The sequence below is a fragment of the Streptomyces sp. NPDC057136 genome, from assembly GCF_042670885.1.
GTDB lineage: Bacteria > Actinomycetota > Actinomycetes > Streptomycetales > Streptomycetaceae > Streptomyces.
The window spans coordinates 1-23,631 of record NZ_JBHUUV010000022.1 but is presented as its reverse complement, the minus strand read 5'-3'; the positions used below and the strand labels follow the sequence as shown (position 1 = coordinate 23,631).

The following is a 23,631-nucleotide window of genomic DNA, read 5'->3' as shown; positions in this document are numbered from 1 at the left end:
AAAGGGCAACGCGTATGGAGCAGTACGAGCCCGAGCGCCTCTCTCCCGCCCAGCTGGCGGCCATGAGGCGAAGCCTGACCACAGGCAGGGGCGCCCTCACCCGCCGTTCGATGCTGCGCGCCTCGGGCATGGGCGCCCTCGCGCTCGGCGGACTGGGCACACTGAGCGCCTGCGGCATCCCGCCCGCGAAGCGCGAGGGCGATGCGGCAGCCGCCTCCGACGACCACTCGGCCGAGGAGAAGCAGGTGAGCTTCTCCAACTGGACCGAGTACATGGACGTCAGCGAGGACGAGAAGGGCCGCCCGACCCTGGAAGCGTTCACGAAACGCACCGGGATCCAGGTCAAGTACACCGAGGACATCAACGACAACGTCGAGTTCTTCGGGAAGATCAAGCCGCAGCTCGCGGCCGGCCAGAACACCGGACGCGACCTCATATGCGTCACCGACTGGCTGGCCGCCCGCATCATCCGGCTCGGCTGGGCGCAGAAGCTCGACCCGGCGAACCTGCCGCACGCCTTCGCCAACCTCGCGACCCAGTTCCGCACCCCCGACTGGGACCCGGGCCGCGCCTACTCGTACCCCTGGACCGGCATCCCCACCGTCATCGCCTACAACTCCAAGGCGACCGGTGGCCGCAAGGTCGACTCCGTCACGCAGCTGCTCGACGACCCCAAGCTCAAGGGGCGGGTGTCCTTCCTCTCCGAGATGCGCGACTCCGTCGGTATGACGCTGCTGGACATGGGCAAGGACCCCGGGACGTTCAGTGACGCCGATTTCGACGCCGCGATCGGCCGCCTCCAGAAGGGCGTCGACAAGAAGCAGATCCGCCGCTTCACCGGCAACGACTACACCGCGGACCTGAGCAAGGGCGACATCGCCGCCTGTATCGGCTGGGCCGGCGACATCATCCAGCTCCAGGCCGACAACCCGGACATCAAGTTCACGATCCCGGCCGCCGGTTACATCACCTCCAGCGACAATCTGCTGGTCCCCGCGAAGGCACGGCACAAGACCAACGCCGAGAAGCTCATCGACTACTACTACGAGCCGCCGGTCGCCGCCCAGCTCGCCGCGTACATCAACTACGTGTGCCCGGTCGACGGCGTACGCGAGGAACTCGCCAAGATCGACGAGTCGATGGCCGCCAACACGCTGATCCTCCCGGACAAGGAAATGGCCGCGAAGTCACGCGCCTTCCGTTCGCTCAGCTCCAAGGAAGAAACGGCGTACGAAGAGAAGTTCGCCAAGCTCATCGGCGCCTAGGGCATGTCCGGCGGATCATGGCCGGGGTCACGCCGAGGACGCTCCGGCGCCTTGCGATGCACCGCACCAGACGCCGCGCCCTATCCGACCCTGATCCACCGGACACGCCCTAGCCCCGGCCCTTCCCTCACCCGCCCTTCCACCACTGGGACTGCGACCCATGACACAGCAGCAGACAGCAGGCGGCGATGTCCGCCTCACCGGGATCAGCAAGACGTACGGCTCCTTCACCGCCGTACAGCCGCTCGATCTGACCATCCCGCAGGGTTCGTTCTTCGCGCTGCTCGGCGCGTCCGGCTGCGGCAAGACCACCACGCTCCGGATGATCGCCGGCCTGGAGGAGGCGACCACCGGCACGGTCTCGCTCGGCGGCAAGGACATCACCGGCCTGCCCCCGTACAAACGGCCCGTCAACACCGTCTTCCAGAGCTATGCGCTCTTCCCGCACCTGGACATCACCGAGAACATCGCGTTCGGTCTGCGCCGGCGCGGCATCAAGTCGGTGAAGAAACAGGTCGACGACATGCTGGAGCTCGTCGAGCTCGGCGACTTCGCCCGCCGCAAGCCGCACCAGCTCTCCGGCGGCCAGCAGCAGCGCGTCGCCGTCGCCCGCGCGCTCATCAACCACCCGCAGGTGCTGCTCCTCGACGAGCCGCTCGGCGCCCTCGACCTCAAGCTGCGCCGTCAGATGCAGCTGGAGCTCAAGCGCATCCAGACCGAGGTCGGCATCACCTTCGTGCACGTCACGCACGACCAGGAAGAGGCCATGACCATGGCCGACACCGTCGCCGTGATGAACGGGGGACGGGTCGAACAGCTCGGCGCCCCCGCGGATCTGTACGAGAACCCGCGGACCACGTTCGTCGCCAACTTCCTCGGCACCTCCAACCTCATCGAGGGCGAGGTCGTCGAGACCGGCACGGACATCGTCGTCTCGGCCGGCGGCGGAAAGCTCAGGCTGCCCGGCGACCGGTGCTCCGCACCGGCCACGACCGGCGGCAACCTGCTCCTCGGCATACGCCCCGAGAAGATCTCCTTGGCGCACGCCGACGCCGCCGAGCGGATCGCCGACGGACGCAACCGGGTCACCGGCCGGATCGTCGACTCCAGCTTCATCGGGGTCTCGACGCAGTACGTCGTGGAGAGCCCGGCGGGCAAGGCGCTCCATGTGTACGAGCAAAACGTTGAGCACCGCGTGGGGCTCGTCCCCGGCGCCGAAGTGGTCCTGCACTGGAATCCGGCGCACACGTTCGGTCTGGACGCCTCCCAGTCCATGCTTGCAGGGACGATGGGCGACGCCGGTGTGGAGACGGTGGAGGACGCGACGTGACCGTCACCGAAGCGCCCCCCGCGCCGGCCAAGGAGCCCGCCGAGCTGCGGGTGCGCAAGCCCTCCGCCCGTAAACGGCTCGTCCCCTACTGGCTGCTGCTCCCCGGCATCCTCTGGCTGATCGTCTTCTTCGCGGTGCCGATGGTCTACCAGGCCTCGACCTCCGTACAGACGGGATCGCTGGAGAAGGGGTTCGAGGTCACCTGGCACTTCCAGACGTACTGGGACGCGCTGAAGGACTACTACCCGCAGTTCATCCGGTCTCTGCTGTACGCCGGTTCCGCGACGATCCTGTGTCTGGTGCTCGGCTACCCGCTCGCGTATCTGATCGCGTTCAAGGCGGGCCGCTGGCGCAACCTGGTGCTGGTCCTGGTCATCGCACCGTTCTTCACCAGCTTCCTGATCCGTACGCTCGCCTGGAAGACGATCCTCGCGGACGGCGGCGCGGTCGTGGACCTGCTGAACACGCTGCACGTCCTGGACGTCACCAGCTGGCTCGGCTGGACCGAGTCCAACCGGGTGCTCGCCACCCCGATGGCGGTCGTCTGCGGTCTGACGTACAACTTCCTGCCGTTCATGATCCTGCCGCTCTACACCTCGCTTGAGCGGATCGACGGCAGGCTGCACGAGGCGGCGGGCGATCTGTATGCCACCCCCGCCACGACCTTCCGCAAGGTGACGCTCCCGCTCTCGATGCCGGGTGTCGTCTCCGGCACACTGCTGACCTTCATCCCCGCCAGCGGTGACTACGTCAACGCGGAACTGCTCGGTTCCACCGACACCAAGATGGTCGGCAGTGTCATCCAGTCGCAGTTCCTGCGGGTCCTGGACTATCCGACGGCCGCCGCGCTCTCCTTCATCCTCATGGCGGCCGTCCTGCTGATGGTCACCTTCTACATCCGCCGCTCCGGGACGGAGGACCTGGTCTGATGCCCGCACTGCGCTGGATTCGCCGCAACATGATCGTCATCGCGGGTCTGCTGACCCTCGCGTACATGATCGTGCCGAACATCGTCGTGATGGTGTTCTCGTTCAACAAGCCCAACGGGCGCTTCAACTACGCCTGGCAGCAGTTCTCGCTGGACGCCTGGAAAGACCCCTGTGGCGTCGCCGACCTGTGCTCGTCGCTCTCGCTCTCGTTCCGGATCGCGATCTGGGCGACGATCGGCGCGACCGTGCTCGGCACGATGATCGCCTTCGCGCTGGTCCGCTACCGCTTCCGGGCGCGTGGTGCGATCAACTCGCTGATCTTCCTGCCGATGGCGATGCCCGAGGTCGTCATGGCGGCCTCGCTGCTCACGCTCTTCCTCAACATGGGCGCGGAGCTGGGCTACTGGACCGTCCTGATCGCCCACATCATGTTCTGCCTCAGCTTCGTGGTGACCGCAGTCAAGGCGCGGGTGATGTCGATGGACCCGCGGCTGGAGGAAGCCGCCCGGGACCTGTACGCGGGCCCCGTGCAGACCTTCGTCAGGGTGACTCTGCCGATCGCGGCCCCGGGAATCGCCGCGGGAGCGCTGCTCGCCTTCGCGCTCTCCTTCGACGACTTCATCATCACCAACTTCAACGCGGGCTCGACCGTGACCTTCCCCATGTTCGTCTGGGGTTCGGCACAGCGCGGCACGCCCGTGCAGATCAACGTCATCGGCACGGCGATGTTCATCATTGCCGTGACGGTGGTTCTCGTCGGCCAGCTCATCGCCAACCGACGGAAGAACGCGCAACCCTAGAAAGTCCAGAAGGAGTTGGAAACCATGGCCCCAGTCGCCATGCGTACTGCCGCACAATCGCTCGCCGGCGCCAAGCCGCTCTCGTACTGGCTCGACGACCCCGCGAAGCCCGAGGCGCTCCCCGCGCTCATCGGGGAGGAACGCTGCGATCTCCTCGTCATCGGCGGTGGTTACAGCGGTCTGTGGACCGCGCTGATCGCCAAGGAACGGGACCCCGGGCGCGATGTCGTCCTGATCGAGGGGCACGAGGCGGGCTGGGCCGCTTCGGGCCGCAACGGCGGATTCTGCGCCGCCTCCCTCACCCATGGCCTGCCCAACGGCCTGGAGCGCTGGCCGGACGAGATCAAGAAGCTGGAGGAGCTGGGCGAACGGAACCTCGACGCAATCGAGGCCGCCGTCGCCCGCTACTCCATCGACTGCGAGTTCGAGCGCACCGGCGAGATCGACGTCGCCACCGAACCGCACCAGCTCGAAGAGCTGCGCACCTGGCACCAGGAGGCCACCGAACTCGGCTTCACCGGGCTGGAGTTCCTGGACCAGGACGCGATGCGGGCGGAAGTCGACTCACCGACATTCCTGGGCGGGCTCCTCGACCGGAGCGGTGTCGCCATGCTGCACCCCGCCAAGCTGGCCTGGGGCCTGAAGCGGGCCTGCCTCGAACTCGGCGTACGGATGTACGAGCACACCCGGGGCCTCGATCTGCTGAAGTCCGGTCCGGGAATGGCGGTCCGCACCCCGTACGGGCGGGTCCTGGCGCGCAAGGTCGCGCTCGGGACGAACATCTTCCCCTCGCTCGTCAAGCGCGTACGCCCGTACACCGTCCCGGTCTACGACTACGCGCTGATGACCGAGCCGCTCAGCGACGAGCAGCTGACCTCGATCGGCTGGAAGAACCGGCAGGGGCTCGGCGACAGCGCGAATCAGTTCCACTACTTCCGGCTCTCCTCGGACAACCGGATCCTGTGGGGCGGATACGACGCGATCTATCCGTACGGGGGCCGGCTGAGCGCCGATCTGGACCAGCGGCCCGAGACCTTCCTCAAGCTCGCGGGCCAGTTCTTCGACTGCTTCCCGCAGCTCGCAGGGGTGCGCTTCAGTCACGCGTGGGGAGGGGCGATCGACACGTGCTCGCGCTTCTCCGCCTTCTTCGGTACGGCTCATCAGGGGCGGGTCGCCTACGCGGCCGGATTCACCGGGCTCGGGGTCGGCGCGACCCGGTTCGGGGCCGATGTGATGCTCGATCTGCTCTCCGGCGAGCCGACGGAGCGGACCGCGCTGGAGATGGTCCGTTCCAAGCCCGTCCCCTTCCCGCCCGAGCCGTTCGCCTGGGCCGGCATCGAGCTGACCAAGAGGTCGCTGGCCAGGGCCGACAGCAATGGCGGGCACCGCAATCTGTGGCTGCGGGCGATGGACAGGGCGGGCCTCGGTTTCGACAGCTGAGCCCGGCCGGGCTCATGTGACCCGGCTCACAGCGGGCAGGTCCCCGAACCCGCGTAATGAACCGGGCGCGGCGCTCTCTCTTCCGTGAACGCACCGGCAGGTCCCTGCCGGTGCCCACAGGAACGGAAGGCACGCCATGACCGGCCCGGGGGCAAAGTCCGCAGTCGAGTGGCTCGCAGCTGTGGCACCGGACCCCGACGCCTGCCGGGGGGAATGGGAGCGCAACCCGCAAGGGATCGCGCTCCTGCCCGTCGGCAGGCGCTGGGACGTGCTGATTCTTCCGGGGGAACTCGGCTATCCGGCCCTCGACGTCCTCACCCGTCTCATCGACCGGCCGGGACCGGTGCTCGCCGACTTCGGCGATGACGCTGACCGATCCCTCCCTGCTGGAACTCGCGATGCACGAGGCCGCGGGGGCTGCCGCGCGGGACGGTGACGGGCGCTGACGTCGCCGTGGGCTGACGCGGGGCCGGGCCCTAGGGGTGATGGCTGAGCTGCCAGAGGTCTTGACAAGCTGATTGGTCTGGACCATGTTGTGGCCCGCTACTCCCAATTCCCCCCTGCCCGGAGGCTGTTGTGGAACGTACGGGATCACCCACCCGATGGTCGGGACTTCTGGCCGCCCTCGCGGCGACCCTGCTCGCTGCCGCGGGACTGGTCGCCACCGCACCGCCCGCCGGCGCCGCCGACGCCGAACTGGCCCGTAACGGCGGCTTCGAGGCCGGCCTGGACGGCTGGAGCTGCACCGGCGGCAGCGGAGCCGTCGTCAGTACGCCCGTCCATAGCGGCACGTCCGCCCTGCGGGGTACCCCGGCCGGCAGCGACAACGCCAAGTGCTCCCAGACCGTCACCGTCAAGCCCGGCTCCACGTACACGCTGAGCTCCTGGGTGCAGGGCAGTTACGTCTACCTCGGCGCATCCGGCACCGGCACCACCGACGTCTCCACCTGGACCCAGTCGCCCGGCGCCTGGAAGCAGCTCACCACCACGTTCACGACCGGGGCCGCCACCACCTCGGTGTCCCTCTACACCCACGGCTGGTACGGCACCGCCGCCTACTACGCCGACGACCTCAGCCTCATCGGCCCCGGCGGCGACCCGGTCGTCCTGCCCGCCGTCCCCGCCGGGCTGAAGGCGGGCACGGCCACCGCCTCCTCCGTCCCCCTCACCTGGAACGCCGCCTCCGGAGCCACCGGCTACCACGTCTACCAGGGCGGTACGAAGGTCCTCGCCGTCACCGGCACCTCCGCCACCGTGACGGGCCTGGCCGCCTCGACCGCGTACAGCTTCCAGGTCAGTGCGGTCAACGCCGCCGGTGAGTCCGCCAAGTCGGCCGCCGTCGGCGCCACCACCGCGGCGGGCGGCGGCGGGGGAGGCGGAGACCTCCCGGCCCACGCGCTCGTCGGCTATCTCCACTCCAGCTTTGCCAACGGCTCGGGCTATACGCGGATGGCGGACGTGCCCGACTCCTGGGACGTCATCAACCTCGCCTTCGGCGAGCCGACCTCCGTCACCTCCGGCGACATCCGCTTCTCGCTCTGTCCGGTCGCCGAGTGCCCGAACGTCGAATCCGCGGCCGAGTTCAAGGCGGCCATCAAGGCGAAGCAGGCCGCGGGCAAGAAGGTGCTCATCTCCATCGGCGGCCAGAACGGTCAGGTGCAGCTCGCCACCACCGCCGCCCGCGACACCTTTGTCTCCTCGGTCAGCAGGATCATCGACGAGTACGGGCTGAACGGCCTGGACATCGACTTCGAGGGCCACTCCCTCTCGCTGAACACGGGCGACACCGACTTCCGCAGCCCGACCTCACCGGTGATCGTCAACCTGATCTCGGCCGTCAAGACCCTCAAGGCGAAGTACGGCTCCGGCTTCGTTCTGACCATGGCCCCGGAGACCTTCTTCGTCCAGCTCGGGTACCAGTACTACGGCTCGGGACCCTGGGGCGGGCAGGACCCGCGCGCCGGCGCCTACCTCCCGGTCATCCACGCCCTGCGCGACGACCTCACCCTGCTGCACGTCCAGGACTACAACTCCGGGTCCATCATGGGCCTGGACAACCAGTACCACTCGATGGGCGGCGCCGACTTCCACATCGCCATGACCGACATGCTCCTCACCGGCTTCCCGGTTGCCGGTGACCAGTCGAAGATCTTCCCGGCGTTGCGCCCCGAGCAGGTCGCCATCGGTCTGCCGGCCTCGACCCAGGCGGGCAACGGGCACACCGCACCCGCCGAGGTCACCAAGGCACTGAACTGTCTGACGAAGAAGACCGACTGCGGCAGCTACCAGACGCACGGCACCTGGCCCGCACTGCGCGGGCTGATGACCTGGTCGATCAACTGGGACCGCTTCAGCCAGTGGGAGTTCTCGAAGAACTTCGACGCCTACTTCGGCGGCTGAGCACCCACAGCGCCACCAGCAGCACCCCGCTCAGACACCAGCTGGCGACCACGTCGAGCGGCCAGTGGTAACCGCGCAGCACCAGACCGATGCTCGTCGCCGCCGTCAGCAGGACGGCGGCGGCGGGCATCGTCCATGAGCGCTTCAGATACGGGACCAGGAGCATCGCCGCTGCTCCGTACGCCACCGCGGACGTGGCCGTATGGCCCGACGGGTAGTAGCCGGTCGCCTCGGTCAGCGGGCCCTGGCGGTCGGTCCACAGCTTCAGCGGAACCACCAGCGCGGGCACGGCGGCCATCGCGAGCGCGGCGTACAGCGGTTCGCGGCGGTCGCCGCGCACCAGCGCGAAGACGATCGCGCAGACCAGCACCGGGAGGGCGACCTGCATATTGCCGAGGTCGGTGAAGAGTTCCGTGAGCGCGACGGGGCCGCGGCCGGCCAGCGCCTCACTGATGCGTTCGTCGGGACCGAGCAGGGGGCCGTCGGCCACGACCTGCCAGGTGATGAGCGCGAAGACCGCGAGCAGCGAGGCAACCGTGGCCGCCACTGCCGCCACGGAAATGAGAGGAGCCGGTGACCCAGGAACAGGGGGGGTTGTTCCTGGGTCACCGGCGGGATCGGTTTGCCGCGCGCCCCGGGGGGTGTGGGGCGGGCGGCCATCCGATCGGTGAGGAGTTCCGGAGCCAGAGGCTCCAGTGGTGTGCGCGTGGGCACAACCGGGCCGGCACTGGGGAAGCGCCGATCCGGAGTCGCCCGCAGTCTCCTGCGAGCGGCGTGTTTCTCTCATCTGCGGAAACCGTACGTCAGCCGAAGGGGGACCGACAGCCGGAAACGAATCCCGCCATCGGCCCCCCACACGTTCTTCACAGGCCCACACGCGGGCCCGGGTCATCCCCTGCGAAATCGCCTTCCGGCGTTCGGAATGGTTCGCACGGATCAGACCGTGGCGAAAGCCTGCTCGATGATGTCGAGGCCCTCGGTCAGCAGGTTCTCGCCGATGACGAGCGGCGGCAGGAAGCGCAGAACGTTGCCGTACGTGCCGCAGGTGAGGACCAGCAGACCCTCGGCGTGGCATGCCTTGGCCAGGCCCGCGGCGGCTGCCGGGTTCGGCTCCTTCGTGCCGGACTGGACGAGCTCGATCGCGATCATCGCGCCACGGCCGCGGATGTCACCGATGATGTCGCCGTTGGGGAGCTTCGACTGCATCTCGGCGAGGCGGCCCTTCATGACCTCCTCGATGCGCTTGGCCTTGCCGTTCAGGTCCAGCTCGCGCATCGTCTCGATGGAGCCGAGCGCACCCGCGCAGGCCACCGGGTTTCCGCCGTACGTGCCGCCGAGGCCGCCCGCGTGCGCGGCGTCCATGATCTCGGCGCGGCCCGTCACGGCGGAGAGCGGCAGGCCGCCCGCGATGCCCTTGGCGGTGGTGATCAGGTCGGGGACGATGCCCTCGTCCTCGCAGGCGAACCACTGGCCGGTGCGGCAGAAGCCGGACTGGATCTCGTCCGCGACGAAGACGATGCCGTTGTCCTTGGCGAACTGGGCGATCGCCGGGAGGAAGCCCTTGGCCGGCTCGATGAAGCCGCCCTCGCCGAGGACGGGCTCGATGATGATGGCGGCGACGTTGTCCGCGCCGATCTGCTTGGTGATCTCGTCGATGGCCTGCGCGGACGCCTCGGCGCCGGCGTTCTCGGCACCGGTCGGCCAGCGGTAGCCGTACGCCACCGGGACGCGGTAGACCTCGGGCGCGAACGGGCCGAAGCCCTGCTTGTACGGCATGTTCTTCGCCGTCAGCGCCATCGTGAGGTTGGTACGGCCGTGGTAGCCGTGGTCGAAGACGACGACCGCGGTGCGCTTGGTGTAGGCGCGGGCGATCTTCACGGCGTTCTCGACGGCCTCGGCGCCCGAGTTGAACAGCGCCGACTTCTTCGCGTGGTCGCCCGGCGTCAGCTCGGCCAGCTGCTCACAGACCTCGACGTACCCCTCGTACGGAGTGACCATGAAACAGGTGTGGGTGAAGTCGGCGAGCTGCGCGGTCGCGCGGCGTACGACGGCCTCGGCGGAGGCGCCCACCGACGTCACGGCGATGCCGGAGCCGAAGTCGATCAGACGGTTGCCGTCCACGTCCTCGATGATCCCGCCACCGGCGCGGGCCGTGAACACCGGCAGGGTGGAGCCCACCCCTGCGGCGACCGCCGCGACACGGCGAGCCTGGAGCTCGACCGACTTCGGGCCGGGAATGGCGGTGACGAGGCTGCGCTCCTGCGGGACTGCGCTCATGAGGGGCTCCTGGGGGTGTTTCGTACGCTTCTCTTTCTGCAGGCTAGGGGCGGTGACCCACGACGGGCATGCGCCGATCGGGAGTGGTGGGGGGCGTGTCCTTGTCCCATCCGGACAGATGGGTGTACGAGGCGACGGGTTTCCGGCACGGGACCGGCTCGGGCGCCTGGCTGAACTCCTTGTGCGGGCGCACTAGATTGACCGGGGCAGCGGACGGACCAGGCCGGTCAGGGGGCAGCGGTTCATGGACACCGAAGGCACGTACGGCGCACGGGACACACGGGCGAATCAGGTGCCCCGTCCCGCCGCGCCCCCACCCGCCGTGCCGCCATCAGCCGGGACCCCACCGGTCACCCCGCCCCCGCCGCCGCCCGGCCCCCCGCCCGTCCCGCCCCGGCCGGAGCTCGCCCCGGCCGCCGGCCTGCGGCTGGACGAGTGGCTGCGCACCCCGCGCCTCCCGCAGGAGCCCGGCATCTGGCGATACGGCCACACACCCCGGCCGCCCGAGAAGCCCGAAGGGGTCTCCGACCGGTCCCTGGTGGTCGGCACGGTGATCGCGGTGCTCTGCGGAGTGCTCGTCTGGTCCCTGTGGCGCAACGGGTACATCCCCTACCGGCTGGTCCCGCTGAAGGTCTTCACCCCACGCGAGTGGTGGTACGTGGGCAGCGCCGGCGGTCCGCGGACGGTGGAGGCCGTCGACGCCCTGACGGTGTACGAGGCCGTCCTGTTCGGGCTGCTCGTGTACGGCTGCGGGCGCCTGGGCAACTGGCCCGAGCTCTTCCGGCGGCATGTCGCCGGGCGGGGGCAGCCCTTCCTCGCCGTGGCCACCGCTGCCATGGCGGGCCTGGCTCAGCTCCTCGTCTGGCAGGACGCCGTGCCGCTCGTCAGGCCCGTCCTGGTCCTGGTCGCCTCGGTCGCGGGCGGTGAGGTCTTCCAGAGCCAGGGCGTCGTGAACGTCATCTACGCACTGATCACCGCCGCGGTGCTGTACCCGTTCGCTCGCCTGGGCCGCTGGCGGGAACTCGTCGCCACGTACCGCAAGGGCCGGTCCAACGGCCCCCACGCCGCTTCGGCGGAGCCGGCCACCGAAACGACCGCCGACCGGTGGCCCGAGCTGCGCGCTGCCGGGCAGACTGACGCCGCCGAGACACTCACCGCCGAGGTGCGCACCGGCCGGATGAACGACGTGGACTGCGCACGGCTGCGCCATGCCTGGACCGTCGCCCGGGCGCACCCCGACCGCCTCGCCCGATTCACCGACGCCGTCCTGCGCGCGGGGGGCGCCGCCGCCCTGCACCCCTCCGGCCACCGGGACCTGCCGCTGCGCACGGCCCGGCACGACGTCCTGACCGGCCAGGTACGCATCGGCCGGTGCGCCGACGACACCCACAATCCCTATGAGCGCCGCAGCTCGGGCGTCGCCCTGGAACCCGCGCTGCTGGGCAGCTCCCTGCTGGCGGTGGGGCCGCCCGGCTCGGGCAAGTCCGCCGCTCTCGTGCGGCCCGTCGTCGAGTCCCTCGCGCTCCGGGCGCTCGCCGGGCAGGCCGCCGTACTCGCGGTGGGCGGGGACGGAGCCGCGCTCGGCCCCGACGACGCGTACGACGTCGTGGTACGGATCGGCGACCCCCGGTCCGTCCACGACTTCGACCTGTACGGGGGGACGACCGATCCCGACGAGGCCGCCGGAGTGCTCGCCGAAGGGCTCATCGGTGATGTGTCCGCAGTGGACAGCCGCCGCGCGGCCACCGTGCTCGCCCAGCTGCTCGGCCCCTTCCGTACCGTCCACGGCCGTTTCCCGCGCGTGCCCGAACTCCGTGAGCTGCTCGACGGCGCCCCCGCCGCCCTCGCCGCACTGCGCGAGGCGCTGGAGGCGGACGGCCACACTGCGATGCTGCGCGAACTGGATGCCAGGGCCCGGCAGACGGGCGGCGCCGGAGATCCCGGGCCGGTGCTCGCCGACCGGATCGCGCTGCTCGACCGGCCCGCGTTCGCCGGGTTCTTCGCCACCGGGGACGAGGCCCGCCCCTTCTCGCTGCGGTCCCTGGAGCAGCTTCCCCTGCGGGTCCGTATCGATCTGCCGGAGCGCACCCACGCCGAGGCCTCGCGGCTCCTCGCCCGGCTGGTCCTCGCCCAGTTCACGGCCGTGGCCGCGGCCCGCGGCGACCGTTCGCTCTTCGTCTGCCTGGTCCTGGACGACGCGACGCACACCGTGACTCCCGAGACAGTTCGCGGTATCAGGCGGCTGCGGTCCGTCAACGCGGGCGCCGTCCTCGTGCTGCGTACCGTCGACGACGTCCCCGAGGGCCTGCACACCGCGCTGATGGGCGCCGTCGGCTGCTGCATGGCGTTCTCCGGCATCACCACCTGGGACGGCAAGCGGTTCGCGGAGGTGTGGGGCAAGGAGTGGGTGTCGACCCGGGAGGTCGCCCAGCACACGGTCTTCGCGGACCAGCCCTTCACCCGCGCCCTGCACGCCCTGCGCAAGCTGGTGACCGGCAAGGCGGTGACGACGGACGCCGTGACCGTACGGCAGGTCGAACGGGAACGCTGGTCCGCCTCCGAACTGGCCTACTCCGTCCCCGCCGGGCATGCCGTGCTCTCGCTGACGACGGTGGACGGCGAGCACGTACCGCCGCTTCTGGTGAAGCTCGGCGGCTGAGGGAAGCGCTACCGGGGAGTAGGACGACTAGCGGCTCCATCGACCCTGCCGCCCTGGCAGAATCGAAGCAGCCGTTCGTACGGGACGGCGAAATCGATCCGAAGGTCCCGCGGTCCCCATGCCCCCCACACTCGCCTCGCTCGCCCAGCACTCGGCGCTCAAACTCACGGTCCGCGCGGGGGCCGACCGGCTCGACACCCCCGTGCGCTGGGCGCATGCCAGCGAGCTCACCGACCCCGTGCCCTATATGGAGGGCGGGGAGCTCCTCCTCGTCACCGCCACCAACCTCGACGCCGAGGACGGCGCGGAGATGCTCCGGTACGTACGACGGCTGGCCGCCGCCGGGGTCGCGGGGCTCGGATTCGCCGTCGGCGTGAACTACGACGAGATCCCGCAGGCCCTCGTCAACGCCGCCGAGGAGGCCGGGCTGCCGCTCCTCGAAGTCCCGCGCCGCACCCCGTTCCTCGCCATCACCAAGGCCGTGTCCGCGGCCATCGCCGCCGACCAGTACCGCGCCGTCACCGCCGGGTTCGAGGCCCAGCGCGAGCTGACCAAGGCCGCCGTCGCGGGCGACGGACCCGGCGAACTCCTCACCCGCCTGGCCGCCCACGTCGACGGCTGGGCGGCCCTGTACGACACCTCCGGCGCCGTCGTGGCCGCCGCGCCCGACTGGGCCGCCAGGCGAGCAGCCCGCCTCACCCCCGACGTGGAGCGCCTCAGGGACCGCCCCGCCCCGGCCAGCGTCGTCGTCGGCGACACCGAAGACCGGGTCGAACTCCAGTCGCTCGGCACCGGCCGCCGGGTCCGCGGCGCCCTCGCCGTCGGTACGGGCGCGGCGCTCGGGACCGCCGAGCGGTACGCCGTGCACTCCGCGGTCGCCCTCCTGACGCTCACCACCGCACGCTCCCGCTCCCTCCAGGGCGCCGAACAGCGCCTCGGCGCCGCCGTCCTGCGCATGCTGCTCGCCGGGCAGCCCGACCACGCGCGAGCCGTCGCCGGAGACCTGTACGGCGGACTGCTCGACGCCCCCTTCCGGCTGCTGATCGCGGAAGCGGCCCCCGCGTCCACCTCCGAACTCCTCGCCGAGACAATGGAGGCCGCCGCGGCCCGCGCCGGGGAGGCGCTGCTGATGGTGCCCGAGGGCGAACGGATCGTCGTGCTCGCCGCGGACGGCGGCGCCGCGGTCACCGCCTGCGCCGGATACGCCGAGGCCCAGGACGACCGCCCGGCCCGCGAACCGGGCACCGAGAACGGCGAGGTCGTCGTCGGCCTGTCCGCGCCCTCCGGACCGATCGCAGTCTCCGCCGCGTACAAGCAGGCCGAACAGGCACTCTCGGTGGCCCGCCGACGCGGCAGAGCCCTCGTCGAGCACGAGGAACTGGCCGCGGGCTCCGTACTCCCGCTGCTCGCCGACGACGCCGTACGGGCCTTCGCCGACGGGATGCTCCGCGCCCTGTACGAGCACGACGCCAAGGGCCGCGGCGACCTCGTCGCCTCCCTGCGGGCCTGGCTCTCCCGGCACGGTCAGTGGGACGCGGCCGCCGCCGACCTGGGCGTGCACCGCCACACCCTGCGCTACCGGATGCGCCGTGTGGAGGAGATCCTCGGCCGCTCCCTGGACGATCCGGACGTCCGGATGGAGCTCTGGCTGGCGCTGAAGGCCACGACGGCAGCCACCTCGGGCACCCCCGGAACCTGATCCCCGACAAAGCGGAGCATCGACCGGGTCCTGTGCTCCACGCCGGACAAACGTCATCCGCGCCGGGCCGCCCTACGGTGGGGGAGCACGACACCTACGAGCTCCGTCACGACCTCCGAAGGGCCGGACCCGCCATGACTTCCACCCACGCCTTCTGGCTGGCCGGCCGCCAGGCCACCGGCGAGGACAGCTTCGACGTCACCAACCCCTGGGACGGCCGTCTCGTCGGCACGGTCAGCGTGCCGACCGACGCGCAGACCGAAGAAGCCGTCGCCGCCGCGCACGCCGTCCGCGAGGAGTTCGCCGCGACCCCGGCGCACGTCCGGGCCGCCGCGCTCGACCACGTCGTACGCCGCCTCGTGGAGCGCACCGAGGAGATCGCCCAGCTGATCTCCGCCGAGAACGGCAAGCCGATCAAGTGGGCCCGCGGCGAGGTCGGCCGGGCCGTCTCCGTCTTCCGGTTCGCCTCCGAGGAGGCCCGCCGCTTCAACGGCGGCGACGCCCAGCGCCTGGACACCGACGCCGGCGGCACCGGCCGTCTCGCGCTGACCCGGCGCTTCCCGCGCGGCACCGTCCTTGGTATCGCGCCCTTCAACTTCCCGCTCAACCTGAGCGCGCACAAGGTCGCCCCGGCCATCGCCGTCGGCGCCCCGATCATCCTCAAGCCCGCCCCGGCCACCCCGATCTCCTCGCTGATCCTGGGCGAGCTGCTGGCCGAGACCGACCTCCCGGCCGGTTCCTGGTCCGTGCTGACGGTGCCCAACGACCGTATGCCGGCCCTCGTCAAGGACGAGCGGCTGCCCGTGATCTCCTTCACCGGGTCCGACAAGGTCGGCTACTCGATCCTGGACTCGGTGCCGCGCAAGCACTGCACCCTGGAGCTCGGCGGCAACGGCGCCGCGGTCGTCCTCGGCGACTACGCCTCCGAGGCGGACCTGGACTGGGCCGCGACCCGTATCGCGACCTTCTCCAACTACCAGGGCGGCCAGTCCTGCATCTCGGTGCAGCGCGTCATCGCGGACGCCTCGGTCTACGACCGGCTCGTCCCGAAGATCGTCGCGGCCGTCGAGGCCCTGATCACCGGTGACCCGTCCGACGCCGCCACCGATGTCGGCCCGCTGGTCAGCGAGGACGCCGCCAAGCGCGTCGAGTCGTGGGTCGACGAGGCCGTCCAGGCCGGTGCCTCTCTGCTGGCCGGAGGCAAGCGCGACGGGGCGACATACGCCCCCACCGTGCTCACCGACCTCCCGGACAACGTCACCCTCTCCTGCGAAGAGGTCTTCGGCCCGGTCCTGTCCGTGCAGAAGGTGGACGGCGAGGCGGAGGCCTTCGCCGCCGTCAACTCCTCCAAGTACGGCCTTCAGGCAGGCGTGTTCACGCACGACCTGCAGACCGCCTTCCGCGCGCACCGCGCCCTGGAAGTGGGCGGCGTGGTCATCGGCGACGTCCCCTCGTACCGCGCCGACCAGATGCCGTACGGCGGCGTCAAGCAGTCCGGCGTCGGCCGCGAGGGCGTGCGCTACGCGATGGACGACTACACCTACGAGCGGGTCCTGGTCCTCACCGGCCTCGCCCTCTAGGACACCCCGAACGGCCGCCTGCCTTCCGCCCGGACAGCGATCGCAGCAGGCGGTACAACGACGGCCGGAATCCGCTGTGCGGGGGTTCCGGCCGCTCGTGTGCCCTGCCGCAGGGGTGGTGGGACCGGGTCACATCGGGTACATACGGACGAGTGGCACCGGCCGGAAAAGACACCGGCCGGTCCACCGTCCCACCCGACCCGAGACGCGGCGAGGTGAGCTCCTCATGTCCGCTCCACCCGCACGACCCGCACCACCCGAACCGCCCCAGGCGCCCAAAGTCACCGAGCGTGAAGCGCGCAGGGTGGCCGAGGCCGCCCGTGAGCAGGACTGGCGCAAGCCCAGTTTCGCCAAGGAACTCTTCCTCGGCCGCTTCCGGCTCGACCTGATCCACCCCCACCCGCTCCCCGCCGACGAGGACGTACGGCGCGGCGAGGAGTTCCTCGCCCGGCTGCGCGACTTCTGCGAGACGAGGATCGACGGTGCGCTGATCGAGCGCGAGGCCAGAATCCCCGACGAGGTGATCAAGGGCGTCAAGGAACTCGGCGCCCTCGGCATGAAAATCTCCACCGACTACGGCGGCCTCGGGCTCACCCAGGTGTACTACAACAAGGCCCTCGCCCTGATCGGCTCGGCCAGCCCCGCGCTCGGCGCGCTGCTCTCCGCGCATCAGTCGATCGGCGTACCGCAGCCGCTGAAGATTTTCGGCACCCAGGAGCAGAAGGACGCCTTCCTGCCCCGGCTGGCCCGTACGGACATCTCGGCGTTCCTCCTCACCGAACCCGACGTCGGCTCCGACCCGGCCCGGCTCGCCACCTCCGCCGTACCCGACGGCGAGGACTACGTACTCGACGGCGTGAAGCTGTGGACCACCAACGGTGTCGTCGCCGATCTGCTGGTCGTCATGGCCCGCGTCCCGAAGTCCGAGGGACACAAGGGCGGGATCACCGCCTTCGTCGTCGAGGCGGACGCCCCCGGGATCACCGTCGAGCACCGCAACGCCTTCATGGGCCTGCGCGGCCTGGAGAACGGCGTCACACGTTTCCACCGTGTCCGGGTCCCCGCCGCCAACCGCATCGGCCCCGAGGGCGCCGGCCTCAAGATCGCTCTGACCACCCTCAACACCGGCCGCCTCTCGCTGCCCGCCATGTGCGTGGGAGCGGGGAAGTGGAGCCTGAAGATCGCCCGCGAGTGGTCGGCCGTGCGCGAACAGTGGGGCAGGCCCGTCGCCCGGCACGAGGCGGTCGGCGCGAAGATCTCCTTCATCGCCGCGACCACCTTCGCACTGGAGGCCATCGTCGACCTCGCCTCGCAGATGGCGGACGAGGACCGCAACGACATCCGGATCGAAGCCGCCCTGGCCAAGCTGTACGGCTCGGAGATGGGCTGCCTGATCGCCGACGAACTGGTCCAGATCCGCGGCGGCCGGGGCTTCGAGACCGCCGACTCCCTCGCCGCCCGCGGCGAACGGGCCGTCCCCGCCGAGCAGTTGCTCCGCGATCTGCGGATCAACCGGATCTTCGAGGGCTCCACGGAGATCATGCATCTGCTGATCGCCCGCGAGGCCGTCGACGCCCACCTCAAGGTGGCCGGAGACATCATCGACCCCGACAAGCCGCTGTCCGCCAAGGCGAAGGCCGGCGTCAACGCGGCCGGCTTCTACGCCCGCTGGCTGCCGAAGCTGGTCACAGGGCCAGGACAACTCCCGCGCACGTACGGTGAGTTCCATCCGGCCGGGCACCCGGACCTGTCCACCCATCTGCGTTACGTCGAACGCGCGTCCCGCAAACTGGCCCGTTCCACCTTCTACGCGATGTCCCGCTGGCAGGGCCGCATGGAGACCAAACAGGGCTTCCTCGGCCGGATCGTCGACATCGGCGCCGAGCTGTTCGCGATGAGCGCCGCCTGCGTCCGCGCCGAGCTCCTGCGCACCACGGGCGAACACGGCCGCGAGGCGTACCAACTGGCCGACGTCTTCTGCCATCAGTCCCGCATCCGGGTCGAGGAACTCTTCACCCGTCTGTGGTCCAACACCGACGACCTGGACCGGCGCGTGGTCGACGGTGTCCTCTCCGGTACGTACACCTGGCTGGAGGAGGGCGTCGTCGACCCGAGCGGCGACGGCCCGTGGATCGCCGACGCCACCCCGGGCGCCTCGACGAAGGAGAACGTCCACCGGCCCATCCGCTGAGCCCGTCACCGGCGGGGCACGTCCACGCCGGGGTTCTCCTTGCCTTGCGGGTGGTGCGGGGTGGTGCGGGTGAGCTGGCGGGGCCCCCCCCCCCGCCCCCGCTGCCCCCCGGGGGGGGCCCCCCCCCGGGGGGGCCGGCCCCCCGCCGCCACGCCCGCCGCACGGCAGGATGGGCGCCCGTGACCGTCATCCACATCCCCGGCTCCAAGTCCGTCACCGCCCGCGCGCTGTTCCTGGCCGCGGCCGCTGACGGCACCACCACCCTCGTACGCCCCTTGCACTCGGACGACACCGAGGGCTTCACGGAGGGCCTTACCCGTCTCGGCTACGCGGTGGCCCGGGAACCGGACCGCTGGCACATCGAGGGGCGCCCGGCCGGCCCCGCCGTCACCGACGCCGATGTGTACTGCCGCGACGGAGCCACCACCGCCCGCTTCCTGCCGACGCTCGCCGCCGCCGCGGCCTCCGGCACGTACCGCTTCGACGCCTCCGCGCAGATGCGCCGCCGCCCCCTCGCCCCGCTCACCGAGGCCCTGCGCACCCTGGGCGTCGTGCTGCACCACGAGGCGGCCGAGGGCCACCACCCGCTGCGGATCAAGGCATCCGGCATCAAGGGCGGCGAACTGACCCTGGACGCGGGGGAGTCGTCCCAGTACCTCACCGCCCTGCTCATGCTCGGACCGCTCACTGCCGAGGGACTGCGCATCGACGTCACCGAGCTGGTGTCCGCGCCGTACATCGAGATCACCCTCGCGATGATGCGCAGCTTCGGCGTCGAGGTGGGCCGGGAGGGGAACACCTTCACCGTCCCTCCCGGCGGCTACCGCCCCACCACGTACGCCGTCGAGCCCGACGCCTCCACCGCGAGCTACTTCTTCGCCGCCGCCGCCCTCACCGGCCGCGAGGTCACCGTGCCCGGCCTCGGCCGGGACGCGCTCCAGGGCGATCTGCGGTTCGTCGACGTCCTGCGCCGCATGGGCGCCGACGTCCGTACGACAGCCGACGCGACGACCGTCGGTTCCACCGGCACCCTCACCGGACTCACGGTCAACATGCGTGACATCTCGGACACGATGCCGACGCTGGCAGCCATCGCGCCGTTCGCCACCTCGCCCGTCCGCATCGAGGACGTCGCCAACACCCGGGTGAAGGAGTGCGACCGGCTCGACGCCTGCGCCGACAACCTCCGGCGCATGGGCATCACCGTGCACACGGGCCACGACTGGATCGAGATCCACCCCGGCACCCCCCGCCCCACGGAGATCACCACCCACGGCGACCACCGCATCGTCATGTCGTTCGCCGTCACCGGGCTGCGCGCACCGGGCATGACGTACGACGTCCCCGGCTGCGTACGCAAGACGTTCCCACGCTTCCACGAGGCCTTCGCGGATTTCGCTGCCACCACGGCCGGTTAGGGTTCCTGGGCGCTCGCCGTCCACAGGAGAATTCATGGCCACGCCGCCCCACCAGCCCCTGCCCCCGTACGGGTTCGGCCGCCCCGCGCCGCTTCCGTGCGACATCTGCGGTGCGATACCCGCCGTCCACACCGTCGTCCGCGGTCATCAGGGGCTCGTCGTCACCCTGCGCTTCCTGACGAAGGAAGGCACGTTCTGCCGCACCTGCGGGACCTCGCTGTACCGGAAAATGACCTCGGACACGCTGTGGCAGGGCTGGTGGGGGCTACTGTCCGTGTTCGCGGCCCCGGTCACCCTGTTCATGAACATCGGTGCCCGCCGGCGGATTCGCGCCCTGCCGCACCCGGTGGGGAATCTGCGGCCCCAGCTCGCCCCGGGCCGCCGCGTCCTGGCCCGGCTGCCTGCCCTGGTCGTCATCGGCGCCCTCGTCGTGACGCTCGGCGTCTTCGTCGTACCGCGGCTGATCCCCTCCACCCCGGCCAAGTTCATGGCGGGCGACTGCGGGCGCAACAACGCCGAGTGGCCGGAACAGGATCTCGAAGAGGTCGGGTGCAGCTCGGACGAGGCCGAGTTCTGGCTCTCGGAGGGCGAGAAGTGCTGGGGCATGGACTGGCTCGTGTACCTCGAATACAGCGCGAAGCAGGAGATGCTCTGCGCTCATCCCATGAAGAAGTGACACTGAGGAAGTGACACCGAGGGGGACGCCCTGTCCCGGCGCACAGCCGTTGCGGCAACAATGGGGGGCATGAGCGACAGCCCTGCCCCCCTCGCCGATCCGCATCTGATCTTCGACGCCGCGGAAGGCCGCCGGGATCTCGTGATCCTCGGCTCCACCGGGTCCATCGGCACCCAGGCCATCGACCTGGTGCTGCGCAACCCCGACCGCTTCCGGGTCACCGCACTCTCCGCCGCGGGCGGCCGGGTCGCCCTGCTCGCCGAGCAGGCGCGGCGCCTGCGGGTGCGTACGGTCGCCGTCGCCGCCGAGGACAAGGTGCCGGCCCTGCGCGAGGCGCTGCGCGAGGAGTACGGGGCGGGCGAGCCGCTCCCCGAGATCCTGGCCGGGCCCGACGCGGCCACCCAGCTCGCCGCGGGCGACTGCCACACCGTGCTGAACGGCATCACCGGCTCGATCGGCCTCGCCCCGACTCTCGCAGCCCTGAAGGCGGGCCGCACGCTCGCCCTCGCCAACAAGGAGTCGCTGATCGTCGGTGGCCCGCTGGTGAAGGCGCTCGCGGCCCCCGGCCAGATCATCCCGGTCGACTCGGAACACGCCGCGCTCTTCCAGGCCCTGGCCGCGGGCACCCGCGCCGATGTGCGCAAGCTCGTCGTCACGGCCTCCGGCGGTCCCTTCCGAGGACGTACGAGAAGTGAGCTGGCCGACGTCACCAGGGAGCAGGCCCTCGCGCACCCGACCTGGGCGATGGGCCCGGTCATCACCATCAACTCGGCGACCCTGGTCAACAAGGGGCTGGAGGTCATCGAGGCGCATCTCCTCTACGACATTCCGTTCGACCGGATCGAAGTGGTGGTCCACCCCCAGTCGTACGTCCACTCCATGGTCGAGTTCACGGACGGCTCCACGCTCGCCCAGGCCACCCCGCCGGACATGCGCGGCCCGATCGCCATCGGCCTCGGCTGGCCGCAGCGCGTCCCCGACGCCGCACCCGCCTTCGACTGGTCGAAGGCGTCCAGCTGGGAGTTCTTCCCGCTGGACACCGAGGCCTTCCCGTCCGTCGGGCTCGCCCGGCACGTGGGCACCCTCGGCGGCACGGCCCCCGCGGTCTTCAACGCCGCGAACGAGGAGTGCGTGGACGCGTTCCTGGCGGGACGGCTGCCCTTCAACGGAATCATGGATACGGTCACCGCAGTGGTGGCCGAACACGGAACCCCTGCCACGGGAACTTCACTGACGGTCGCGGACGTCCTCGAAGCGGAGACCTGGGCACGTGCCCGGGCCCAGGAGCTCTCGGCGAAAGCGACAGCGGAGGCGCGCGCATGAGTATGACGACGATCCTGTTGACGATCCTTGGGATCGCCATCTTCGCCGTGGGTCTGCTGTTCTCGATCGCCTGGCACGAGCTGGGACACCTCTCGACCGCCAAACTCTTCGGCATCCGCGTACCGCAGTACATGGTCGGCTTCGGCCCGACCATCTGGTCGCGCAAGAAGGGCGACACCGAGTACGGCATCAAGGCGATCCCCGCGGGCGGCTACATCCGCATGATCGGCATGTTCCCGCCCGGCGCCGACGGACGTCTGGAGGTGCGCTCCACCTCACCGTGGCGCAGCATGATCGAGGACGCCAGGTCGGCCGCCTTCGAGGAGCTCGAGCCGGGCGACGAAACCCGCCTCTTCTACACGCGCAAGCCGTGGAAGCGCGTGATCGTGATGTTCGCCGGGCCGTTCATGAACCTGGTGCTGGCCGTCGCCATCTTCCTCGGCGTGTCCATGACCTTCGGCTTCGCGACCCAGACCACCGAGGTCGCGGGGGTCCAGAAGTGCGTGATCTCGCAGAGCGAGGACCGCGACAAATGCGCGAAGGGCGACCCGGTCTCACCCGCCAAGGCGGCGGGCCTGCAGGAGGGCGACAAGATCGTCTCCTTCGGCGGGCAGCGGATCGACGACTGGGAGACGCTCTCCGAACGCATCCGCGACACCATCGGCCCCGCCACCATCGTCGTCGAGCGCGACGGGCAGGAGCAGACCCTGCACGCCGTTCTGAAGAAGAACTCGGTGGCGCAGAAGGACTCCGACGGCCAGGTCGTCCCCGAAAAGTTCGTGGACGCCGGCTACCTGGGCTTCGCCGCCCGCACCGAGATCGTGCCGCTCTCCTTCGACGACTCGGTCGTCCGCATCGGAGACATGATCGAGAACGGCGTCGACTCGATCATCGCCCTGCCGTCCAAGATCCCGGACCTCTGGAACGCGGCCTTCAGCGACGGAGAACGCGCGGACGACTCGCCGGTCGGCGTGGTCGGCGCGGCCCGCATCGGCGGCGAGGTGATGAACCTCGACGTCCCCGCGCAGAACCAGATCGCGATGATGCTGTTCCTGCTCGCCGGCTTCAACCTTTCGCTGTTCCTCTTCAACATGCTGCCCCTGCTGCCGCTCGACGGCGGGCACATCGCCGGTGCCCTCTGGGAATCCCTGCGGCGCAATGTGGCACGCGTCTTCCGGCGGCCCGACCCCGGCCCGTTCGACGTGGCGAAACTGATGCCGGTCGCCTATGTCGTCGCCGGAATCTTCATCTGCTTCACGCTGCTGGTCCTGGTGGCCGACATCGTCAACCCGGTCAAGATCACCTGACCGAGCCACGCGCACCCTGGGTAGTGGCCGGTCACACATGAGGTGGCCGGCCATCGCCTACCGGGTGGATTCGCCGGACGGGGTGCGTCCGGCGTCCCTTCGGTGCCGTAACCTCGAAGACCGGAGCCCGCCGATCTCGGGACCTTGATCCACACCTTGGGGATGCTCAGCGCATGACTGCGATTTCTCTCGGAATGCCGGCCGTTCCGACCAAGCTCGCCGACCGAAGGGTCAGCCGCCAGATCCAGGTCGGGTCGGTGGCGGTCGGCGGAGACGCACCTGTGTCGGTGCAGTCGATGACGACGACGCGTACGTCGGACATCGGGGCGACGTTGCA

General features: G+C 70.4%; 17 protein-coding genes and 1 pseudogene. 16 read left to right on the top strand and 2 right to left on the bottom strand.

Annotated elements, in window-relative coordinates:
- Nucleotides 1-14: 14 nt before the first annotated feature.
- The 7 genes and pseudogenes from ACFT7S_RS24365 (at nt 15) to ACFT7S_RS24335 (ending at nt 8,164) form a co-directional block, all read left to right on the top strand.
- Complete coding sequence (locus tag ACFT7S_RS24365) at nt 15-1,265, top strand: PotD/PotF family extracellular solute-binding protein (protein WP_382735236.1); 1,251 nt, start codon at nt 15-17, stop codon at nt 1,263-1,265.
- 160 nt (nt 1,266-1,425) lie between these two features.
- A complete protein-coding gene (locus ACFT7S_RS24360) occupies nt 1,426-2,595 on the top strand; it encodes an ABC transporter ATP-binding protein (protein WP_382735234.1) in 1,170 nt (389 codons plus the stop codon).
- Entirely contained in the window at nt 2,592-3,524 is a 933-nt protein-coding gene (locus ACFT7S_RS24355) for an ABC transporter permease (RefSeq protein WP_382735232.1), read from the top strand. The genes ACFT7S_RS24360 and ACFT7S_RS24355 overlap by 4 nt, the downstream gene beginning before the upstream one ends.
- Entirely contained in the window at nt 3,524-4,324 is an 801-nt protein-coding gene (locus tag ACFT7S_RS24350; protein ID WP_382735230.1) for an ABC transporter permease, read from the top strand. The genes ACFT7S_RS24355 and ACFT7S_RS24350 overlap by 1 nt, the downstream gene beginning before the upstream one ends.
- A 24-nt stretch (nt 4,325-4,348) precedes the next feature.
- On the top strand, nt 4,349-5,764 hold the full coding sequence (locus ACFT7S_RS24345; protein WP_382735228.1) for an NAD(P)/FAD-dependent oxidoreductase: 1,416 nt from the start codon (nt 4,349-4,351) through the stop codon (nt 5,762-5,764).
- 136 nt (nt 5,765-5,900) lie between these two features.
- Nucleotides 5,901-6,210, top strand: a pseudogene (locus tag ACFT7S_RS24340) (hypothetical protein).
- A 130-nt stretch (nt 6,211-6,340) separates the two neighbouring features.
- Nucleotides 6,341-8,164 (top strand): chitinase, encoded by a 1,824-nt coding sequence (locus ACFT7S_RS24335; protein ID WP_382735226.1) that lies wholly within the window; start codon nt 6,341-6,343, stop codon nt 8,162-8,164.
- Here the strand turns inward: ACFT7S_RS24335 and ACFT7S_RS24330 are convergent.
- Nucleotides 8,115-8,951 (bottom strand): phosphatase PAP2 family protein, encoded by an 837-nt coding sequence (locus tag ACFT7S_RS24330; RefSeq protein WP_382735225.1) that lies wholly within the window; start codon nt 8,949-8,951, stop codon nt 8,115-8,117. The two genes, ACFT7S_RS24335 and ACFT7S_RS24330, sit on opposite strands and share 50 nt — an antisense overlap.
- A 149-nt stretch (nt 8,952-9,100) precedes the next feature.
- Nucleotides 9,101-10,441, bottom strand: coding sequence for a 4-aminobutyrate--2-oxoglutarate transaminase (gabT, locus tag ACFT7S_RS24325; RefSeq protein WP_382735223.1), 1,341 nt, complete (start codon nt 10,439-10,441; stop codon nt 9,101-9,103).
- 244 nt (nt 10,442-10,685) lie between these two features.
- Here gabT and ACFT7S_RS24320 point away from each other — a divergent pair, with 244 nt between their 5' ends.
- The 9 genes from ACFT7S_RS24320 to ACFT7S_RS24280 form a co-directional block, all read left to right on the top strand.
- Complete coding sequence (locus ACFT7S_RS24320) at nt 10,686-13,100, top strand: ATP/GTP-binding protein (RefSeq protein ID WP_382735221.1); 2,415 nt, start codon at nt 10,686-10,688, stop codon at nt 13,098-13,100.
- Nucleotides 13,101-13,218: 118 nt separating this feature from the next.
- The gene (locus ACFT7S_RS24315) at nt 13,219-14,799 is read left to right on the top strand and encodes a PucR family transcriptional regulator (protein WP_382735219.1); all 1,581 of its coding nucleotides are present in this window, start codon (nt 13,219-13,221) and stop codon (nt 14,797-14,799) included.
- A 134-nt stretch (nt 14,800-14,933) separates the two neighbouring features.
- Nucleotides 14,934-16,379, top strand: a complete 1,446-nt coding sequence (locus tag ACFT7S_RS24310) for an aldehyde dehydrogenase family protein (RefSeq protein ID WP_382735217.1) — start codon at nt 14,934-14,936, stop codon at nt 16,377-16,379.
- Nucleotides 16,380-16,605: 226 nt separating this feature from the next.
- Nucleotides 16,606-18,570, top strand: coding sequence for an acyl-CoA dehydrogenase family protein (locus ACFT7S_RS24305; protein WP_382735216.1), 1,965 nt, complete (start codon nt 16,606-16,608; stop codon nt 18,568-18,570).
- A gap of 179 nt (nt 18,571-18,749) precedes the next feature.
- A complete protein-coding gene (gene aroA, locus ACFT7S_RS24300; protein ID WP_382735214.1) occupies nt 18,750-19,988 on the top strand; it encodes a 3-phosphoshikimate 1-carboxyvinyltransferase in 1,239 nt (412 codons plus the stop codon).
- A gap of 34 nt (nt 19,989-20,022) precedes the next feature.
- Nucleotides 20,023-20,664: a hypothetical protein gene (locus tag ACFT7S_RS24295; RefSeq protein ID WP_382735212.1), complete on the top strand. Its 642-nt coding sequence runs from the start codon at nt 20,023-20,025 to the stop codon at nt 20,662-20,664.
- A gap of 69 nt (nt 20,665-20,733) precedes the next feature.
- Nucleotides 20,734-21,987 carry a 1-deoxy-D-xylulose-5-phosphate reductoisomerase gene (gene dxr / locus ACFT7S_RS24290; RefSeq protein ID WP_382735210.1) on the top strand — a complete coding sequence of 418 codons (1,254 nt, stop codon included), beginning with the start codon at nt 20,734-20,736 and terminating at the stop codon, nt 21,985-21,987.
- Nucleotides 21,984-23,294, top strand: coding sequence for a M50 family metallopeptidase (locus ACFT7S_RS24285; RefSeq protein ID WP_382735209.1), 1,311 nt, complete (start codon nt 21,984-21,986; stop codon nt 23,292-23,294). The genes dxr and ACFT7S_RS24285 overlap by 4 nt, the downstream gene beginning before the upstream one ends.
- 173 nt (nt 23,295-23,467) lie before the next feature.
- The coding region (locus ACFT7S_RS24280; RefSeq protein ID WP_351179376.1) for a flavodoxin-dependent (E)-4-hydroxy-3-methylbut-2-enyl-diphosphate synthase at nt 23,468-23,631 on the top strand (164 nt) is incomplete at its 3' end.

Bases quoted from the DNA above. Each gene is read 5' to 3' on its own strand.
- ACFT7S_RS24365 (WP_382735236.1), top strand. From the start codon at position 15: ATGGAGCAGTACGAGCCCGAGCGCCTCTCTCCCGCCCAGCTGGCGGCC.
- ACFT7S_RS24360 (WP_382735234.1), top strand. From the start codon at position 1,426: ATGACACAGCAGCAGACAGCAGGCGGCGATGTCCGCCTCACCGGGATC.
- ACFT7S_RS24350 (WP_382735230.1), top strand. From the start codon at position 3,524: ATGCCCGCACTGCGCTGGATTCGCCGCAACATGATCGTCATCGCGGGT.
- ACFT7S_RS24345 (WP_382735228.1), top strand. From the start codon at position 4,349: ATGGCCCCAGTCGCCATGCGTACTGCCGCACAATCGCTCGCCGGCGCC.
- ACFT7S_RS24330 (WP_382735225.1), bottom strand. From the start codon at position 8,951: ATGAGAGAAACACGCCGCTCGCAGGAGACTGCGGGCGACTCCGGATCG.
- gabT (WP_382735223.1), bottom strand. From the start codon at position 10,441: ATGAGCGCAGTCCCGCAGGAGCGCAGCCTCGTCACCGCCATTCCCGGC.
- ACFT7S_RS24320 (WP_382735221.1), top strand. From the start codon at position 10,686: ATGGACACCGAAGGCACGTACGGCGCACGGGACACACGGGCGAATCAG.
- ACFT7S_RS24315 (WP_382735219.1), top strand. From the start codon at position 13,219: ATGCCCCCCACACTCGCCTCGCTCGCCCAGCACTCGGCGCTCAAACTC.
- ACFT7S_RS24310 (WP_382735217.1), top strand. From the start codon at position 14,934: ATGACTTCCACCCACGCCTTCTGGCTGGCCGGCCGCCAGGCCACCGGC.
- ACFT7S_RS24305 (WP_382735216.1), top strand. From the start codon at position 16,606: ATGTCCGCTCCACCCGCACGACCCGCACCACCCGAACCGCCCCAGGCG.
- ACFT7S_RS24295 (WP_382735212.1), top strand. From the start codon at position 20,023: ATGGCCACGCCGCCCCACCAGCCCCTGCCCCCGTACGGGTTCGGCCGC.
- dxr (WP_382735210.1), top strand. From the start codon at position 20,734: ATGAGCGACAGCCCTGCCCCCCTCGCCGATCCGCATCTGATCTTCGAC.
- ACFT7S_RS24285 (WP_382735209.1), top strand. From the start codon at position 21,984: ATGAGTATGACGACGATCCTGTTGACGATCCTTGGGATCGCCATCTTC.